The sequence below is a fragment of the Amycolatopsis sp. NPDC051371 genome, assembly GCF_040682155.1.
In the GTDB taxonomy this organism is placed as follows: Bacteria; Actinomycetota; Actinomycetes; order Mycobacteriales; family Pseudonocardiaceae; genus Amycolatopsis.
The window spans coordinates 34,445-52,223 of the sequence record NZ_JBFBAG010000006.1; the positions used below are offsets into that span (position 1 = coordinate 34,445).

A 17,779-nucleotide genomic window follows, 5' to 3' on the forward strand; every position below is an offset into this window, starting at 1 on the left:
CGGGCCACCCGGCCCGGAGACCCGACAGGAAAGCTGAATGACTGCTGACTCTATGCCGGTTACCGGCGGGGGCGCCGCCCCCGCCGGTGGTGTGCAGGCACCGCCGCCGCCCGAACCGGCGCCGGTGCCCACCGGGCCGGTCCTCGGGTTCCGCGAGCTGAGCGAACGCGTCATCGCGTCCGTGTTCGACCGGTACCCGTGGCTGAACCGGGTACTGATGGGCGTGCTGGCCGTGTGCGCCGGCGCGTGCGTCGTGGCCGTGGTGTCCCGGCTGTCGCCGTTGCCGCTGATTCCGGTGCCGCTCTTCGTCATCGCGGGTTACGCGCTCTGGCGGGCCCGTGGGGTGTCCGAACGGCGTCCGCTGGTCAACTGGGTGCTGCTGTTCGGCCTCGCGACGATCGTCGGCTTCTGGCTGATCTCGGTCGTCGGCCGCTGGGTGGAGTGAAGTACCTCCGTCCGAAGCGTTTGCGCCCGGCCGTCTCCGGGTAGCAAGCACCCGTGGTAGGTGCCCTCAGACCGTTTCGGCATCCGGCACTGTTCTACCGCGGTGACAGTGAGTACCTGGACGGCGTCGTTCCGTTCCTGCTCGACGGTCTTGGCCGAGGCGAACCTGTGGCCGTTGCCGTTCCCGCGCGCAATCTCCTGCTCATCGAGAAGGCCTTGAACGACCGTGCCCGCGAGGTGCGGCTGACCGACATGTGCCGGGTGGGCCGCAACCCGGGGGCGATCCTGCCGACGGTCCTGCTCGCCTTCGCCGGCGAGCACGCGGGCCCGGTGCGGATCGTGGCCGAGCCGCTGTGGGGTGACCGCTCCGGCGCCGAGTACCCGGCGTGCGTCCTGCACGAGGCGCTCATCAACCACGCGCTCGCCGGGCGGGACCTGGCGGTGCTCTGCCCGTACGACATCGCGGCGCTGCCGCCGGACGCGCTGGCCGACGCCGAGCGCACCCACCCCGAGGTGTGGGGGCCGGCCGGGCCGTTCGTCAGCCGCCGGTTCGACCCGGACGGCGCCCGCGCGGAGCTCATGCGGCCGCTGGACCCGCCGGCGGCGGCGATCGAGCGGAAGTTCGACATCGGGCAGCTGGCCTCGCTGCGCGGGTTCGCGGAGATCTGGGCCGCCCGTCACGGCCTGCGCCGCCCGCGGCGTGACGACTTCACGCTCGCGATCGCCGAGCTGACGACGAACAGCATCCTCTACGGCGGCGGCGCGGGCGTGCTCCGGCTGTGGGCGGAGGAGCACCAGGTGGTCGGCGAGGTCACCGACACGGGCACGATCACCGAACCCCTGGCCGGCCGGATCCCACCGGCCGCGGCGACGCTGGGCGGCCGCGGGCTGCTGCTGGTGAACCGGCTGGCGGACCTGGTCCGGACGTACTGGGTCCCGGGCCGCACGACGACCCGGGTCCACTTCACCTGCTGACCGCCGTGCCCGACGGCATGAACGACCCTTTCATCGCGTCCGACGCCGTGAACGACCCTTTCCTGGCATCGGAGCCGGGCCGGTCAGTCCTTGCGGGGGACGTGCTTGCCGAGGAAGCTGATCATGCTCGGCACCACCGTCCGGTTGAACGGGTCGCCGTGCTTGCCGTGGGCCGTGTGGGCGACCGCCGGGTGGGCCGCCTCGATGTAGCGGCGGACGCCCGTGATGAACGAGTCCTCCGTGCCGCACCAGATGCCGTTGGCCACGGTCTTCGTCTCGTCGATGTGCCGCAGCGGGTCCAGCGCCGTCCAGTCGTTCAGGCCCGTGAAGATGTGCCGCTTGGCCATCTCCTGCCAGGACAGGATCAGCGCCGGGGCCAGCGTCGCGACCGCGGCCGGCGGCTGGCGCCGCTCGACCCGGCGGCGCGTGTACACCAGCGCGCCGAAGCCGCCCATCGAGACGCCCGTGCAGGCGAACGGCTGCCCGGTTTCGCCGGCGAAGCCGCGGGCCCACAGCCACTGTGGGACCTCCTCCAGCAGCATCGCCATCGGGTCGTCGCCGGGGTGCACTTCGTGCCAGTAGTTGTCGCCGCCGTCGACGGCGACGAAGCCGAACGCGGGGACCGCCTTGCGCGCGACGTCGCTGGAGAGCTGCTTGAGCGTGCCGGTCGGGGCCGCGCTGCGGGCGTTGCCGTGCAGGCCGTGCAGCATGAGTGACATCGGCAGCCCCTTCGGCGGGGTCTTCGACGGCAGGATGAACACCAGGTCGACCATCCGGCCGCGAGCCTGGGAGTAGACGCGCTCGACGCGGGTGCTGCCGAGCTGGGTCGTCGGGTTCGACGACGTGACGCCCAGCGTCCGCTGCAGCGCCTGGCTGAACGGCAGCTTGCCGGTGGCGGTGCCGACGGCCAGGCCGCCCACGGCCAGCCCGGACGCCCCCGCGATCAGCACCGAGCGGCGGCTGAGCCACCGCCGCGCGTCCCGGACGGCCGCCGCCCCCGCCGGGAGTGGGGGCTCGGCCTCGCCGTGATCCCCGTGTTCCTCGTTCACCTGTCTCCGTCCCCCGCCTGCTGCTTCTAGGACGCCGCGCACCCGCTCCGCGTTCCCCTCGCGTCCCTTCTCGCCGGGTTAGTCGTTCCCACCCTGCCCGGCGTTTCGGGTTCTCGCTCGCCAAGCCGCCTTCGCTGCCTCGGTCGAGTGTTCCGCCCGCTCCACAGTGTCCCCGAGACCCACCGCCAGGGTGATCCCCAGGGGTATCAAAATGTGGTCGATGCCCTGCTCACCGGCGCCGAAGTGCCCGGACGCCTCGAGCGTGACGAAGCCGTGCAGCGCGCTCCACAGCTGGGCGGCCGCCTGGTACTTGTCGGCGGGCCGGAACCGGCCGGCCTCGATGGCCCGCTCGGTCGCCCGGACGATGTGGTCGAACGCCTCCAGGCCCTCCTGAGCGGCTTCGCGGCCCTCTTCGGTGGTCAGGTCGGACAGGGTCGCCCGCTCGCCGCCCGGCGCGGACTGGCCGAACGTCACCGCGAACAGCTGCGGCTGCTCGGCGACCGCCTGCCGGTAGGTCCGGGCGAGGCTGAAGATGTCCGCCACCGGGTCCTCGGTCTCGCCGACCTCGGCCAGCCAGGCGCTGAGCTTCAGGAACCCCGTGCGCGCCACTTCGTCGACCAGCGCAGTCATGCCCCCGAAGTGCGTGTACACGGCCATCGTCGAGACGCCGACCTCCGCCGCCAGCTTGCGGGCCTGCAGGGCCTCGGGGCCGCCCTCGTCGAGCAGCCGGATGGCGGCCTCGACGAGCCGCTCCTTGACGTCGGTCGCGCGCGGTTTCGGGCTCATGCTTGCCAGTATCTCATAACCCTGTTATAAATTGAGCTATAACCGCGTTATAGCAGCTTCGGAGGGGTCAGGCATGGGCAACAAGTTCCTCGAAGGAAACTTCGCCCCGGTGAGCCGGGAGCACACGATCACCGAGCTGGCCGTCACGGGGCGGATCCCCGGCTTCCTCGACGGCCGCTACCTGCGCAACGGGCCCAACCCGCTGTCCGAAGTGGACCCGGCGGCCTACCACTGGTTCATGGGCGACGGCATGGTCCACGGCGTGCGCCTGCGCGACGGCAAGGCCGAGTGGTACCGCAACCGGTGGGTGCGCAACCCGGCCGTGGCGGCGACGCTGAACGGCGAGGACGCGAGCCGCTTCTGCGGGCTGGACGCGCTCGGCGCCAACACCAACGTCCTCGGCCACGCCGGCAAGACCCTCGCCCTCGTGGAGGCGGGCGCGCCGATCTACGAGCTGACCGACGAGCTCGACACCGTCGGCCGCTGCGACTTCGACGGCACGCTTCCCGGCGGCTACACCGCCCACCCCAAGCGCGACCCGCGCACCGGCGAGCTGCACGCCGTGTCCTACTTCTTCGGGATGGGCCACAAGGTCCAGTACTCGGTGATCGACGCCGCCGGCCACGCGCGCCGCACGGTCGACGTCGAGGTCACCGGGTCGCCGATGATGCACGACTTCTCGCTGACGGAGAAGCACGTCGTGTTCTACGACCTGCCGGTGACCTTCAACGCGGAGATGGCGGTCGCCGCGAACGTGCCGGGCGCGCTGCGGACTCCGGCGAAGCTCGTGCTCTCGGCCATGGTCGGCAAGGTCCGGGTGCCGGACCCGGTGACGGCGATGATGGCGCGCAAGATCGGCGCGAACGGCGGCCTGCCCTACCGCTGGGACCCGAAGTACCCGGCGCGGATCGGCGTCATGCCGCGCGAGGGCGGCAATGGCGACGTGCGCTGGTTCGAGGTCGAGCCGTGCTACGTCTTCCACCCGCTCAACGCCTACGACGACGGGGACTCGATCGTGCTCGACGTCGTCCGCCACCCGAAGATGTTCGACACCGAGCTGCACGGTCCGGACGAGGGCGGCCCGACGCTGGACCGCTGGACCGTCGACCTCACCGCGGGCAAGGTCATCGAGGAGCGGCTCGACGACCGCGGCCAGGAGTTCCCGCGCGTGGACGAGCGCCTGGTCGGCCGGCGCCACCGCTACGGCTACGCGATGTCGGCCGACGGCGGCGCGAACCCCGGCGGGTCACTGTTCAAGCACGACTTCTCCACGGGCTCGCGGCAGGAGCGCGCGTTCGGCGAGGGCCGGCAGCCGGGCGAGTTCGTCTTCGTCCCGTCCCACGAGGACGCGCCGGAGGACGACGGCGTCCTGATGGGCTTCGTCTTCGACCCGGCGACGCAGCGCAGCGATCTCACGCTGCTCGACGCGGGGACGCTCGAGACGGTCGCCGCGATCCACCTGCCCGACCGCGTGCCCAACGGCTTCCACGGCAACTGGGTCGAGTCGGTCTAAGTGAGCACCCGGTGGTCGCCGGTGTAGAGGTTCATCGAGTCGCCGCGCAGGAAGCCGATCAGCGTCATGCCGTTCTCCTCGGCCAGCTCGACCGCCAGCGACGACGGCGCGGACACCGCGGCCAGCAGCCCGATCCCGGCCATCGCGGCCTTCTGCACCAGTTCGAACGACGCGCGCCCGGAGACCAGCAGGCCATAACCGGGCGCGGGCATGCGACCCGCGAGGACGGCCCAGCCGAGCACCTTGTCGACCGCGTTGTGGCGCCCGACGTCTTCGCGGACGACGGCGATCTCACCGTCCGGGGTGAACAGTCCCGCCGCGTGCAGCCCGCCGGTGCTGGCGAACACCTTCTGCTGCGCGCGCAGGGCGTCCGGCAGAGCGGAGAGGGTCTCGGTCTTCACCGCGAACGCCGCTTCGGCGGGCGGGAAGCGGGTCTTCAGCTTGACCGCGTCGAGCGCGGCCTTGCCGCAGACCCCGCACGAGGACGTCGTGTAGAAGTTGCGTTCGACCCCGGTGTCCGGCGGCGGCACGCCGGGCGCCAGCGCGATGTCCAGCACGTTGTAGGTGTTGCGGCCCTGGTCGTCGACGCCGTCGCAGTAGCGGGCGACCGCGATGTCCTCGCGGCCGCCGATCACGCCCTCCGACAGCAGGAAGCCATGGGCCAGCTCGACGTCGTGGCCCGGCGTGCGCATCGTGACGGCCAGCGCCTTACCGCCGACCCGCAGTTCCAGGGGTTCTTCGGCGGCCAGCGCGTCGGGGCGGCGGCGGTCGCCGGTCGCGGAGATCTTCCGCACCGGCCTGCGCACGGTCACCCTGCCCATCGCCCACACCCTTCTCCACCGGAAAGTTTGACACCCGCATGATGCAACGCCGGGTATTTAGTAATACATTCCCTCCATCATCCCCACTCTAGGAGAGGGATCCGATGGCTCTCGGCTTCCTGGACCGTTCCCGGATCGTGGCACCCCCAGGCTGGACGCGCTGGCTGGTGCCGCCGGCGGCCCTTTCGGTACACCTGTCGATCGGGCAGGCCTACGCGTGGAGCGTGTTCAAGACTCCGCTCGAGAAGACGATGCACCTGAACGGGACGCAGAGCTCGCTGCCGTTCCAGCTCGGCATCGTCATGCTCGGCCTGTCCGCGGCGTTCGGCGGCACGCTCGTCGAGAAGAACGGCCCGCGCTGGGCGATGTTCGTGTCGATGTGCTGCTTCGCCAGCGGATTCCTCATCTCCGCCCTCGGCGTGGCGACCGGCCAGTTCTGGCTCGTCGTCCTCGGCTACGGCGGGATCGGCGGCGTCGGGCTCGGCATCGGCTACATCTCGCCGGTGTCCACGCTCATCAAGTGGTTCCCGGACCGCCCCGGCATGGCGACCGGTATCGCGATCATGGGCTTCGGCGGCGGCGCGCTGATCGCGTCGCCGTGGTCGTCGTCGATGCTCGGCACCTCGCCGACCACCGGCACGATCGCGACGGCCTTCCTGGTGCACGGCGTCGTCTACGCGGCGTTCATGTCGATGGGCTGGCTGCTCGTGCGCGTTCCGGCCGACGACTGGAAGCCGGCCGGCTGGCAGCCGAAGACCGACCACGGCAAGGCCATGATCAGCACCGCGAACGTCTCGGCCAAGAACGCGATCAAGACGCCGCAGTTCTGGCTCCTGTGGGTCGTGCTGTGCTTCAACGTCACCGCGGGCATCGGCATCCTGGAGAAGGCGTCCCCGATGATCGTGGACTTCTTCAAGAACACGTCCACCCCGGTCGGCACGGCCGCGGCGGCCGGGTTCGTCGCGCTGCTGTCGCTGTGCAACATGCTCGGCCGGTTCGTCTGGTCGTCCACTTCGGACCTGGTCGGCCGCAAGAACATCTACCGCACCTACCTCGGCGTGGGCGCGGTGCTGTACCTGGTGATCGCGCTGACGGACAACTCGTCGAAGGTCGTCTTCATCCTCTGCGCGATGGTGATCCTGTCCTTCTACGGCGGCGGGTTCGCGACCGTGCCGGCCTACCTGAAGGACCTCTTCGGCACTTACCAGGTCGGCGCCATCCACGGCCGGCTGCTCACCGCGTGGTCGGTGGCCGGTGTGCTCGGCCCGCTGATCGTCAACGCGATCGCCGACAACGAGAAGTCGGCCGGCAAGTCCGGCCCGGCGCTCTACCAGCTGTCGTTCTACATCATGATCGGCCTGCTGGTGGTCGGCTTCGTGGCCAACGAGCTGGTGCGGCCGGTGAAGGAGAAGTTCCACGAGCCCGTCACCTCGGACGCGGCCGCGAGGAGTGAGGCGTGATGACGGAGCCTTCGACGAAGCCGAACCGGGTCCCGCTGATGGTGCTGGCGTGGGCGTGGGTCGTGCTGCCCTTCGCCTACGGCGTGTACCAGCTGTTCCTGAAGCTGGTGCAGCTCTTCGGCTAGGAAGCTGTGACCTGACTCACCCGTGCAGCAGGAGGCGGCCCGGCGGCGTCGGTAGGTCGTGCACCTACTGGGGAAGATCGCCGTCGCCGGGCTCGCCTTCGCCGTCCTGTCCGGGACCGCCTACGGCTACTCGAACCTCCACGCCCTCGACGACGTCACGCGCGACAGCGTGATCGACGCCGACGGCGGCACGGCGCCCGGGGAGCAGCCTGCCGACGGCTCGCTCGACATCCTGCTCGTCGGCCGGGACTCCCGTACCGACAAGGAGGGGAAGCCGCTTCCCGCCGACGTCCTGCGCGAGCTGCGGGCCGGCGCCAACGGTGACGACCTCACCGACACCCTCATCGTGCTGCGGATCCCGAACGGCACGCACGACGTGAAAGCGTTCTCCATCCCGCGCGACAGCTACGTCTCCATGCCCGGCGGGAAGGGCAAGATCAACGCCGCGTTCGGGCGCGCGAAGGCCGCCGAAGCGAAGCGGCAGCGTGATTCCGGGGAGACCGACAAGGCGAAGATCGAGCAGGCCGGCCTCACCGCGGCGCGGCGCGGGACGCGGCAGGCCGTCGAGGACCTCACCGGCGTCAAGATCGACCACTTCGCCGAGGTCAACCTGCTCAGCTTCTCCGAGATCAGCAAGGCGGTCGGCGGCGTCGACGTCTGCCTCAAGCAGGCCACCAAGGACCGCAACTCCGGCGCGGACTTCCCGGCCGGGCAACAGCGGATCTCGGGCGCGGACGCGCTGGCCTTCGTCCGCCAGCGCGACAACCTCATCGGCGGCGATTTCGACCGGGTGCGGCGCCAGCAGGTGTTCCTCGCCAGCCTCGCGCGGCAGGTGCTCTCGGCCGGCACGCTCGCCGATCCGGGGAAGCTCGGCGATCTCATCGACGCCGTCAAGCGGTCGGTCGTCCTCGACAACTCGTGGAACCTGCTCGACTTCGTCGCGCAGATGCGTGGCGTCAGCGGCGGCGGGATCCAGTTCGACACGATCCCCGTCGGCAACCGCGACTACCGCTACGACCCGCAGAACTCGCGGGCCACGGCGGTGCAGGTCGACCCGGCCGCGGTGAAGGCCTTCGCCGCGGCCCTGATCGGGTCCGCCGCGCCGAAGACGCAGCCCGCCGCGGCCCCGGTCACCGTCGACGTCTCCAACGCGGGTCCGAAGGAGGGCCTCGCGGCCCGGGTGGCCGGGTTCCTGGGGGACCACGGGTTCGCCAAGGGCGCCACCGGCAACACCGACTCGCGGCGGACGTCACTGGTCCGCTTCGGCGCCGATCTCGCGCAGCGTGGCGCGGAGGTCGCGAAGCTGCTGGGCGGGTTGTCGACGCAGGAGTCCCCGGCCGTGCCGGCAGGCCACATCGAGGTGGTGCTCGGGTGGGTGTACGCCGGTCCGGGGTCGACCGGTGGCGGGGGCGCCCCGGCCGCCGGCGACGAGCCGATCACCTCGAGCGGGGTCGTCTGCGTGAATTGATCGCGCGGGGCAATGGAATGCCCGGCCTTTCATCGGGTTCCGCGAAAATGCGCGAGGAATTTCCGCGAAGTGCCGCGAATCCGTTTTCCGCCGACCGGACCACGGCGGACCACGTGGGTGACTGGTCTTGACGCTGCCTCCCTGGTGAGGCAGTGTGCGATGACCGTCGGCGCAGCGTCGCGCGACGGACCGGAAAAGATCACCGGACCGGTGACGACCCGGAAAGTCAATTTCAGGAATAAGGAAAGTCCGGAACCTATGCGTAGCAGCGTTGCCCGCGGAGGGTGGCTCCTTCCGGTGCTCGCTTCCGCCGTTTTGTGCGCGGGATGCCAGTCGACGTCCGCTTCGGCGCACTACCCCGACTCGATCGACGCCTGCAAGCTGCCCGGGGCGGACGCGCGTGACCGGCTCGCCCCCGGCACCGTCGAGGTACCGGCGAACTCGGTGAAGACCGCCGATGCCAAGGTCGTCCCCCAGGACCGCTCCACCGAGGGCAACGAGCTCACCACCTGCAAGCGCCTGTTCGCCCGCGATCTCGGCGGCGGGAAGCCCAACATGCAGGACTACCGGCTCGTCACGATCGCCGTCGTGCGGTTCACCGACTCCGATCCGGCCCAGGGCGCGACGAAGGCCACCCAGCTGATGACCGACGCGCTCGGCGACCACTCGGGCGTCCGGCTCGCCACCGGCGTCGGCGACGAGTCCGGGTTCTCCGAGCAGTGGGCCGCCGTGCGCTCCGGGAACGTCGTGCTGGGCGTGGCCATCGCCGACGGTGGCACGGAGGCCGCGCTGATCCCGCCGGCGACCCTCGACAACGTCCAGGCCGTGGTCACCGACATGACGAACACGCTGCGGCGCGACTACCAGGGCTGAGTCTTACCAGGGCTGAGTCTCAGGGCCGGGGCTCGAGCCGCACCACGATCGCCTTCGACACCGGCGTGTTCGACTTCTCCGCCACCGAGTCCAGCGGCACCAGGGCGTTGGCCTCGGGGAAGTACGCCGCCGCGCACCCGCGGGCCGTCGGGTAGGCCACCACGCGGAAGGACGGCGCGCGGCGGTCGCCGTCCCGCCATTCCGAGACCAGGTCCACCATCGCGCCGTCGGTCAGGCCGAGCGCCGCGACGTCGTCCGGGTTCACCAGCACGACCCGGCGGGCGTTCTCGATGCCGCGGTAGCGGTCGGACAGCCCGTAGATCGTGGTGTTGTACTGGTCGTGGCTGCGCATCGTCTGCAGCAGCAGCCGGCCCTCGGGCACCCGCGGATACTCCAGTTCGGACACCGTGAAGTTGCCCTTGCCGTTGGCCGTGCCGGTGAACTCGCGGGAGTCGCGCGGCGCGTGCGGCAGCACGAACCCGTCCGGCTCGCGGACGCGGCGGTTGTAGTCCTGGCAGCCCGGCACGACGCGGGAGATGCGGTCGCGGACCAGGTCGTAGTCGCTCTCGAACGTCCGCCACGGCACGGCGTGCCCGGCGCCGAACAGCGTCTCGGCCAGCCGGCAGACGATGGCGACCTCCGAAAGCAGGTGCTCGCTCGCCGGCTTGAGGCGCCCGCGGGAGGTGTGCACCTGCGACATCGAGTCCTCGACGGTGACGAACTGCTCGCCGCTCGCCTGGAAGTCGCGTTCGGTGCGCCCGAGCGTCGGCAGGACCAGCGCGGTGCGGCCGTGGACGACGTGCGAGCGGTTCAGCTTCGTCGAGACGTGCACGGTCAGCGAGCACGACTGGAGCGCCTTCTCGGTCGCCTCCGTGTCCGGCGTCGCCGACGCGAAGTTGCCGCCGACGGCGAAGAACACCTTGCCGCGGCCGTCGCGCATCGCGCGGATCGCGTCGACGGTGTCGAAGCCGTGCTCGCGCGGGACCTCGATGCCGAACTCGCCGGCCAGGGCGTCCATGAAGGACTGCGGCATCTTCTCCCAGATGCCCATCGTCCGGTCGCCCTGGACGTTCGAGTGTCCGCGCACCGGGCACAGGCCCGCGCCCGGCTTGCCGATCATGCCGCGCATCAGCGCCAGGTTGGCGATCTCGGAGATCGTCGGGACGGCGTGCTTGTGCTGCGTCAGGCCCATCGCCCAGCAGTAGATCGTGCGTTCCGAGGAGGCGATCATCCGCGCGACGCGCTCGATCTGCTCGCGCGGCAGCCCGGTGGCGCGCTCGACCTCGGGCCAGTCGATCTCGCGCAGGTGCTTGGCGTAGTCGTCGAAGCCGTCGGTGACGCGCTCGACGAAGTCGCGGTCGACGATCGCGCCCGGCGCCTCCTCGTCCCAGGCCAGCAGCAGGTGCCCGACCGCCTGGAACAGCGCGAGGTCGCCGCCGAGGCGGATCTGCGCGAACTCGTCGGCCAGCGGGGTGCCCTTGCCGACGACGCCGCGGACGTTCTGCGGGTTCTTGAACCGCATCAACCCCGCCTCGGGCAAGGGGTTCACGGCGATGATCTGCGCGCCGTTCCCCTTGGCCTCTTCGAGCGCCGAGAGCATCCGCGGGTGGTTGGTGCCCGGGTTCTGCCCGACGACGACGATCAGGTCGGCCTTGTGGATGTCGGCCAGGCTCACCGAGCCCTTGCCGATGCCGGTGGTCGCCGCCAGCGCCGCGCCGGAGGACTCGTGGCACATGTTGGAGCAGTCCGGCAGGTTGTTGGTGCCGAACGAGCGCACCAGCAGCTGGTAGAGGAACGCGGCCTCGTTGCTGGTGCGGCCCGAGGTGTAGAAGATCGCCTCGTTCGGGTCGGTCAGCGCTTTCAGCTCGCCGGCGACGAGCTCGAAGGCGTCGTCCCAGGAGATCGGTTCGTAGTGCGTCGCGGCTTCGCGCAGCACGAACGGCTCGGTGACGCGGCCCTGCTGGCCGAGCCAGTAGTCGGTCTTCTCCCGCAGCTCGGCGATCGGGTGCGCGGCGAAGAACTCCCGGCCCACCCGGCGTTTCGTGGCTTCCTCGGCGACGGCCTTGGCACCGTTCTCGCAGAACTCGGCCAGCTTGCGCTTCTCGCCGTCGACCTCGCGGGGTTCCGGCCACGCGCAGCCCGGGCAGTCGAAGCCCTCGCGCTGGTTCAGCAGCCGCAGCGCCTTGACGGTCCGGCCGGTGCCCATCTGCTCGACGCTGCGCGCGAGCGACACGGCGACGCCGGGTATCCCGGCCGCCCAGCCCTTCGGCTTGCCCACCTCGAGGCGGGCTTCGTCCACGTCCTGCGACGGCGCTTCACGGGTCATGTGTTCATCGTGCGCCTCGATGATCGTGAGCGCGAACAGGGGTCAGGCTTTGGCGGCGCGCAGGCCCCGGTCGGCGATGGTGACGGCGAGCAGGACGACGCTGATCACGATGAGCGCCATGGCGAGCCGGTGCAGGCCGGCCGAGTCGGCGTGCGGGCCGTAGCAGAGCGCGATGAGCGTCGACGCCACGATCGCACCCAGGTACTGGGCCGTGCGGAACAGCCCGCTCGCGGTGCCCATCTGCCCGGCGGGCGCTTCGCGGTAGAGCGTCGTCTGGTTCGCGACGCTCGTCAGACCCTGGGCCAGGCCGAACAACGCGGCCAGCGCCAGCAGCGCGCCGACCCACGTGCCGTCGTGGACGAGCAGCAGCAACGCCGATCCGCCGACCAGTGCGACCGCGACCGTGACCAGCCGCGCCTTGATGCCGGAGCCGCGCCCCGAGAACGCCGCCGCACACACCGCCGTGCCCGACATCGGCAGCAGCATCAGCCCGGCCGCCTCCTCGGACAGCTGCCGCGTCGTCTCCAGCCACTGGACGTAGCCGAACATGATCGCGTAGATCGCCATGAAGCTCAGGGCCTGCCGCAGGTACGTCCGCAGGATCGCGCGGTTGGCCGCGAGCATCCGCAGGTCGAGGAACGGGTCGTCGCGACGCAGCTCGACCAGCGCGAACGCGACGTCGAAAGCCACGACGACGGCGAGCAGCCAGGGCTCCGCCGGGTCCATCAGGAAGAACAGGAGCGCGAGCAGGGTCGCCGAGAACAGCGCGATGCCCAGGAGGTCGATCGGCTTCGCGGTGCGCTCGCCGCGGTCGTCCTTCGGCACCCACAGCAGCGCCAGCACCAGCGACAGCCCGGCGAGCGGGATGTTCACGGCGAAGATCGCCGGCCAGCCGAAGAGGCCGATGAGCAGGCCGCCCAGCGTCGGACCGATCACCATCACCGTCTGCGCGGACATCGACAGCACCGCCAGCACCCGCGCGGGCACGCCCTGGCCGCTCGCTTCCGCGTGGTGGCGCAGCACGGCCATCGCCGCCGGGAAGCCGGCGCACGTGCCCAGGCCCAGGACGACCCGAACGCCGGTCAGCCAGCCGACCGAGAGCGGGATCATGCCCGCGATCCCCGCGATGATCACCAGCACCGCCCCGCCGAGCAGGACGCGGCGCGCGCCGTAGCGGTCCACGAGCAGTCCGACCACCGGCTGCCCGACCGCGGTGGCCAGGTAGAGCGCCGAGATCAGCCAAGCCGTCTGGCCCGGGCCGGCGCCGAAGCTCTGCCCGATCGGCACGAGCGCGACGGCGATGAGGGTGGAGTTGATCGGGTTGAGCACCGCGCCGGCCACCAGCGGGGTGACCAGGCGGGTGCCGAACTTCGCGGGAGCGGTGATGGTGCTCGTGAGATCTCCTTTAGTGCTGGGCGACGCGCTGCAGCAGCGGCAGCGCGCGGGTGACGGCGTCGAGCTCGGCGGGGGACAGCGCGTCCAGCAGCGCCTGGGCCAGCCACTCGTCGCGGTGCTGCAGGATGCCGCGCACGGTGTCGGAGCCGGCCTCGGACAGGCTGATCACCACGCGGCGCCGGTCGGCCGGGTCGGGGGTGCGGGCGAGGTAGCCGAGCTCGTCGAGGACGCCGAGGGTGGCGGCCATCGACTGCTGCCGGACGTGCTCGGCGGCCGCGAGCTCGCCCTGGGTGGCGGGGCCGTCGCGGTGGAGCCGGTTGAGCACGGCGGACTGCGACGGTGTCAGGATCCCGGCGTTGTCGACCTGGCGCAGCCGGCGGTGCAGCTGCCCGACGACCGCGCGGATCCAGCCGGCGCTCTCAGCGACGTGTGCGGGTACTTCGCCCATGCACACAGTTTAACTGTACAGTCCAGACTGTGCATCTGGATGTGATGCACCCCCTTGCAGGGAGTGCGGGAAGCTCAGTTGCAGCCGTCGAGGTTCGGCACCGGGTACTGCGGGTCGTAGTAGCCGGGCGCGTCCTGGTCGTCGCCGGTGTTCGGGCCGGACTGCGGGTTCGCGTAGCCGGGGGCCAGGTACCCGTCCTTCGCGGCGGCGCACCCGACCGCCGAGAACGCACTCTGACCGCCCTCCAGCCAGAGCCCGTAACTGCTCTTGGCGAAGTTCTTGCCGCTGCGGAGCACGTACGTCTCGTCCACGCGCAGGAAGCTGACGATCTCGGCCGGGCTGGTCAGCCCCTCGGGGTGGACGTTGTCGAAGGCGTAGGCGATGACGTATTTGGCGTCGACGACCAGTTCACCGGCTTTGGCGCCGGGGTGCGAGGCGAGCGTGCCGAACGTGCGCGGTCCGGCGTCGAGCAGGTGGTAGCCGTCGGCGATCTCGGTCACGTACGAGTCGAAGCTCGCCACGCCCTTGGCCGGCTTGCGGGCGAACACCGGGGTCAGCTGGTCGCGCAGGTCGGGCGCGACCAGGGCGAGGAAGGCCTTCGGGTCGTGCCCGGTGAGCACCGCGGGATCGAGCCGGGCCGCGGAGATCGCCTGCTTGACCTTCGCGTAAGCGTCGGCTTCGGCGGTTCCGGCCGGGGCCGCGGTGATGCCGTCGAGACCCTTCGGCCAGTCCTGGGCGGGTGTGTTCGCGTACGGCCGGGCCAGGTCGACGTGGGCGAACTGCGCCACTTGCGTCGGGTTCGGCGTCTCCGGGACGGCCTCGCGCGCCGGGGGCCGGCGGCCGACCAGCACGATCGCCGTGGTGATCACGGCGAGGATAGCCACCAGCACGCCGAACACCCACCAGCGGCGCCCGGGCTTCCGAGGGCGGCTTCTCTGCTGCTTGCGAAACTGCTTGCGGTCCTTCTTGGCGCCCAGCCAGGCGTCCGTCTGCGCGTGCTTGCGCCACTCCGGGTCCATCAGGTCCGGGTGCGAATCGAGCAGGTTGTCGTCGTCCACGTGCTTTCCCCCAAGGTCGATGACTGATCATCGACAGCGGGGGAGGAGCGTTACGAGCCGAAGAACAGGAACGAGTCCTCGTTGACGCCGATGCCCTGGATCTGGTGCACGACGATCGCCGCCGCGACCAGGACGACGACCAGCAGCAGCGCCAGCACACCGGGCCAGCGGCTGTGCCCCGGCTGCTGGTGACCGCCCGCGCGGCGCTCGCGCTTGCGGCGCTTCTTCAGCTCCTTCTTCGCACCCAGCCAGGCGTCCCGCTCGGCGTGTTGCTGCCAATCCGGGTTCATCAGGTCCGGGTGCGTCTCGAGGCGCCGGTCGTCCGGATCCTGCGGCTGTTGAGGCTCTGCCATCCCGAGTGCCTTCCCCCTGGGTGACCCGCCGTGACGGGTTCGTAGACTTGTCCATTGTGACCGAGAACGCTCCGCAGCAGACCACCGACCTTCCGGGTGCCTGGGACCCGGCCGCCGAAGAAGCACCGATGTACGACCGCTGGGTAGCGGCCGGGTACTTCACGGCCGACGCCGCGTCGGGGAAGCCGCCGTTCTCGATCGTACTGCCGCCGCCGAACGTCACCGGCAGCCTGCACATGGGCCACGCCCTCAACCACACGTTGATGGACGCGATGAGCCGCCGCCGGCGCATGCAGGGCTACGAGGTGCTGTGGCTGCCGGGCATGGACCACGCGGGCATCGCGACGCAGAACGTCGTCGAGCGCCAGCTGGCCGGCGAGGGCCTTTCGCGCCACGACCTGGGCCGCGAGAAGTTCGTCGAGCGCGTCTGGGAGTGGAAGGCCGAGTACGGCGGCCGGATCCTCGGCCAGATGAAGCGCCTCGGCGACGGCGTCGACTGGTCGCGCGAGCGCTTCACCATGGACGAGAACCTGTCCAAGGCCGTCCAGACGGTGTTCAAGAACTTCTTCGACGAGGGCCTGATCTACCGCGCCGAGCGGATCATCAACTGGTGCCCGCGCTGCCAGACCGCGCTCTCGGACATCGAGGTCGACCACAACGACGACGACGGCGAGCTCGTGTCGATCCGCTACGGCGACGGCGACAACGCGATCGTCGTCGCGACCACCCGCGCGGAGACGATGCTGGGCGACACCGCGGTCGCCGTCCACCCTGACGACGAGCGCTATGCGCACCTGGTCGGCACCGAGGTCGAGCTGCCGCTGACCGGGCGTCGCATCCCGATCGTGGCCGACAAGCACGTCGATCCCGAGTTCGGCACGGGTGCGGTGAAGGTCACTCCGGCGCACGACCCGAACGACTTCGAGATCGGCCGCCGGCACGACCTGCCGATGCTGACGATCATGAACGAGCGCGCCGAGATCACCGCGTCGGGGCCGTTCGAGGGTCTCGACCGGTTCGAGGCGCGCCCGGCGGTCGTCGCCGCGCTGCGGGAAGCCGGCCGAATCGTGGCCGAGAAGCGCCCGTACGTGCACGCGGTCGGGCACTGCTCGCGCTGCGACACGGTCGTCGAGCCGCGGCTGTCGCTGCAGTGGTGGGTCAAGGTCGAGGAGCTGGCCAAGCTGGCCGGCGACGCCGTCCGTGACGGCCGGACGAAGATCCACCCGTCGGAGCTGGGCAAGCGGTACTTCGACTGGGTCGACAACATGCACGACTGGACGATTTCGCGCCAGCTGTGGTGGGGGCACCGCATCCCGGTCTTCTACGGCCCCGACGGTGAAGTCGTGTGCGTCGGCCCGGACGAGCAGCCGCCGTCCGGTGACGGCTGGACGCAGGACCCGGACGTGCTCGACACGTGGTTCTCGTCGGGCCTGTGGCCGATGTCGACGCTGGGCTGGCCTTCCTCGTCGGAGGACCTGGCCAAGTTCTATCCGACCAGCGTGCTGTCGACCGGCTACGACATCCTGTTCTTCTGGGTCGTCCGGATGATGATGTTCGGCGTGCACCAGATGGACGGCAAGCAGCCGTTCGACCACGTGTACCTGCACGGCCTGATCCGGGACGCGCAGGGCAAGAAGATGTCCAAGTCGCGCGGCAACGTGATCGACCCGCTGGAGTGGATGGACGCGTACGGCGCGGACGCCACCCGCTTCACCCTGGCCCGCGGCGCGAACCCGGGCGCGGACATGGCCTTGGCCGACGAGTGGGCGGCGGGCTCCCGCAACTTCTGCACGAAGCTGTGGAACGCGACGAAGTTCGCGATGATGAACGGGGCTTCGGTCGCTGAGCCGTTGCCTTCCGCTTCCACTTTGACGGAAGCGGATCGGTGGATCCTCGGCCGCCTCGGCGCGCTGGTGTCCGAAGTGGACGGCCTGTTCGAGGACTTCCAGTTCGCGAAGGTGGCGGGCGCGCTCTACCAGTTCACGTGGAACGAGCTGTGCGACTGGTACCTGGAGCTGGCGAAGGTCCAGCTGTACCAAGGCGATGACGCGCGGGTCTCCGCGACGCGGTCGGTGCTGGGCCACGTGCTGGACACGGTGCTGCGGCTGCTGCACCCGTTCATCCCGTTCATCACGGAGAAGCTCTGGACGGCGTTGACCGGCGGTGAGTCGCTGGTGGTCGCTTCCTGGCCGGTTCCTTTCGAGGGCTACGCGGATTCTTCGGCCGACGCCCGGATCGCGGACGTCCAGAAGCTGGTGACGGAGATCCGCCGCTTCCGCGCGGACCAGGGCCTGAAGCCGGGCCAGAAGGTGGCGGCCCGCCTGGCGGGCTACGCGGGCGGTCACGAGTCAGCGGTCCGGTCGCTGGTTCGGTTGACTGAGCCTTCTCCCGAGTTCGCCGCGAGCGCGTCGCTCGAGGTGGCCCTGGCGGACGGCGTGGTGACGGTGGAGCTGGACCTGTCAGGCACGGTCGACGTGGCGGCCGAGCGCAAGCGGCTGGAGAAGGACCTCGCGGCGGCCCAGAAAGAGCTGACGCAGACGGAGGCCAAGCTGGGCAACGAGGCGTTCATCGCGAAGGCCCCGGAGCAGGTGGTCGACAAGATCAAGGTCCGCAAGGAGACGGCGGTGTCGGACATCGGCCGGATCACGGCGCGGTTGGCGGCGCTTCCGGCTTCCTGAGGTTGTT

16 protein-coding genes are annotated in these 17,779 nt (G+C 70.5%); 8 read left to right on the plus strand and 8 right to left on the minus strand.

The features are described from left to right. Positions 1 to 37: 37 nt before the first annotated feature. Together AB0M59_RS09890 and AB0M59_RS09895 are read left to right on the plus strand one after the other, a co-directional pair. Positions 38 to 445, plus strand: a complete 408-nt coding sequence (locus tag AB0M59_RS09890) for a hypothetical protein (protein ID WP_364611584.1) — start codon at positions 38 to 40, stop codon at positions 443 to 445. Between the two features lie 53 nt (positions 446 to 498). Continuing rightward, positions 499 to 1,419 (plus strand): anti-sigma factor RsbA family regulatory protein, encoded by a 921-nt coding sequence (locus AB0M59_RS09895; protein ID WP_364611587.1) that lies wholly within the window; start codon positions 499 to 501, stop codon positions 1,417 to 1,419. Positions 1,420 to 1,502: 83 nt separating this feature from the next. Here AB0M59_RS09895 and AB0M59_RS09900 read toward each other — a convergent pair whose 3' ends face one another. After that, positions 1,503 to 2,369 (minus strand): alpha/beta hydrolase-fold protein, encoded by an 867-nt coding sequence (locus AB0M59_RS09900; protein WP_364612208.1) that lies wholly within the window; start codon positions 2,367 to 2,369, stop codon positions 1,503 to 1,505. Between the two features lie 177 nt (positions 2,370 to 2,546). Continuing rightward, entirely contained in the window at positions 2,547 to 3,254 is a 708-nt protein-coding gene (locus AB0M59_RS09905; RefSeq protein ID WP_364611590.1) for a TetR/AcrR family transcriptional regulator, read from the minus strand. Between the two features lie 73 nt (positions 3,255 to 3,327). Between AB0M59_RS09905 and AB0M59_RS09910 the strand changes: the two genes are divergently transcribed. After that, entirely contained in the window at positions 3,328 to 4,767 is a 1,440-nt protein-coding gene (locus AB0M59_RS09910) for a carotenoid oxygenase family protein (RefSeq protein WP_364611593.1), read from the plus strand. Here the strand turns inward: AB0M59_RS09910 and fdhD are convergent. Next, complete coding sequence (fdhD, locus tag AB0M59_RS09915) at positions 4,764 to 5,588, minus strand: formate dehydrogenase accessory sulfurtransferase FdhD (protein WP_364611596.1); 825 nt, start codon at positions 5,586 to 5,588, stop codon at positions 4,764 to 4,766. The two genes, AB0M59_RS09910 and fdhD, sit on opposite strands and share 4 nt — an antisense overlap. 104 nt (positions 5,589 to 5,692) lie before the next feature. Here fdhD and AB0M59_RS09920 point away from each other — a divergent pair, with 104 nt between their 5' ends. The 4 genes from AB0M59_RS09920 (at position 5,693) to AB0M59_RS09935 (ending at position 9,514) form a co-directional block, all read left to right on the plus strand. Continuing rightward, entirely contained in the window at positions 5,693 to 7,048 is a 1,356-nt protein-coding gene (locus tag AB0M59_RS09920; RefSeq protein ID WP_364611599.1) for an OFA family MFS transporter, read from the plus strand. Beyond that, positions 7,048 to 7,173, plus strand: coding sequence for a hypothetical protein (locus tag AB0M59_RS09925; RefSeq protein WP_364611602.1), 126 nt, complete (start codon positions 7,048 to 7,050; stop codon positions 7,171 to 7,173). The genes AB0M59_RS09920 and AB0M59_RS09925 overlap by 1 nt, the downstream gene beginning before the upstream one ends. 58 nt (positions 7,174 to 7,231) lie before the next feature. Then, a complete protein-coding gene (locus tag AB0M59_RS09930) occupies positions 7,232 to 8,641 on the plus strand; it encodes an LCP family protein (RefSeq protein ID WP_364611605.1) in 1,410 nt (469 codons plus the stop codon). A 297-nt stretch (positions 8,642 to 8,938) separates the two neighbouring features. Beyond that, positions 8,939 to 9,514, plus strand: coding sequence for a hypothetical protein (locus AB0M59_RS09935; protein WP_364611608.1), 576 nt, complete (start codon positions 8,939 to 8,941; stop codon positions 9,512 to 9,514). 19 nt (positions 9,515 to 9,533) lie between these two features. Here AB0M59_RS09935 and AB0M59_RS09940 read toward each other — a convergent pair whose 3' ends face one another. From AB0M59_RS09940 to AB0M59_RS09960, 5 genes are all read right to left on the minus strand, one after another. After that, positions 9,534 to 11,840 (minus strand): FdhF/YdeP family oxidoreductase, encoded by a 2,307-nt coding sequence (locus AB0M59_RS09940; RefSeq protein ID WP_364611610.1) that lies wholly within the window; start codon positions 11,838 to 11,840, stop codon positions 9,534 to 9,536. A gap of 42 nt (positions 11,841 to 11,882) precedes the next feature. Continuing rightward, entirely contained in the window at positions 11,883 to 13,181 is a 1,299-nt protein-coding gene (locus tag AB0M59_RS09945) for an MFS transporter (RefSeq protein WP_364611613.1), read from the minus strand. Between the two features lie 64 nt (positions 13,182 to 13,245). Further along, positions 13,246 to 13,683, minus strand: a complete 438-nt coding sequence (locus AB0M59_RS09950; protein WP_285480711.1) for a MarR family transcriptional regulator — start codon at positions 13,681 to 13,683, stop codon at positions 13,246 to 13,248. 74 nt (positions 13,684 to 13,757) lie between these two features. Beyond that, positions 13,758 to 14,741, minus strand: coding sequence for a hypothetical protein (locus AB0M59_RS09955; protein ID WP_364611616.1), 984 nt, complete (start codon positions 14,739 to 14,741; stop codon positions 13,758 to 13,760). A 50-nt stretch (positions 14,742 to 14,791) separates the two neighbouring features. Then, a complete protein-coding gene (locus tag AB0M59_RS09960; RefSeq protein WP_364611619.1) occupies positions 14,792 to 15,094 on the minus strand; it encodes a hypothetical protein in 303 nt (100 codons plus the stop codon). 56 nt (positions 15,095 to 15,150) lie between these two features. Here AB0M59_RS09960 and AB0M59_RS09965 point away from each other — a divergent pair, with 56 nt between their 5' ends. Beyond that, positions 15,151 to 17,772, plus strand: a complete 2,622-nt coding sequence (locus tag AB0M59_RS09965) for a valine--tRNA ligase (protein ID WP_364611622.1) — start codon at positions 15,151 to 15,153, stop codon at positions 17,770 to 17,772. Positions 17,773 to 17,779 lie beyond the last annotated feature (7 nt).

Bases quoted from the DNA above. Each gene is read 5' to 3' on its own strand.
- AB0M59_RS09905 (WP_364611590.1), bottom strand. From the start codon at position 3,254: ATGAGCCCGAAACCGCGCGCGACCGACGTCAAGGAGCGGCTCGTCGAG.
- AB0M59_RS09940 (WP_364611610.1), bottom strand. From the start codon at position 11,840: ATGACCCGTGAAGCGCCGTCGCAGGACGTGGACGAAGCCCGCCTCGAG.
- AB0M59_RS09890 (WP_364611584.1), top strand. From the start codon at position 38: ATGACTGCTGACTCTATGCCGGTTACCGGCGGGGGCGCCGCCCCCGCC.
- AB0M59_RS09960 (WP_364611619.1), bottom strand. From the start codon at position 15,094: ATGGCAGAGCCTCAACAGCCGCAGGATCCGGACGACCGGCGCCTCGAG.
- fdhD (WP_364611596.1), bottom strand. From the start codon at position 5,588: ATGGGCAGGGTGACCGTGCGCAGGCCGGTGCGGAAGATCTCCGCGACC.
- AB0M59_RS09910 (WP_364611593.1), top strand. From the start codon at position 3,328: ATGGGCAACAAGTTCCTCGAAGGAAACTTCGCCCCGGTGAGCCGGGAG.
- AB0M59_RS09920 (WP_364611599.1), top strand. From the start codon at position 5,693: ATGGCTCTCGGCTTCCTGGACCGTTCCCGGATCGTGGCACCCCCAGGC.
- AB0M59_RS09925 (WP_364611602.1), top strand. From the start codon at position 7,048: ATGACGGAGCCTTCGACGAAGCCGAACCGGGTCCCGCTGATGGTGCTG.
- AB0M59_RS09950 (WP_285480711.1), bottom strand. From the start codon at position 13,683: ATGGGCGAAGTACCCGCACACGTCGCTGAGAGCGCCGGCTGGATCCGC.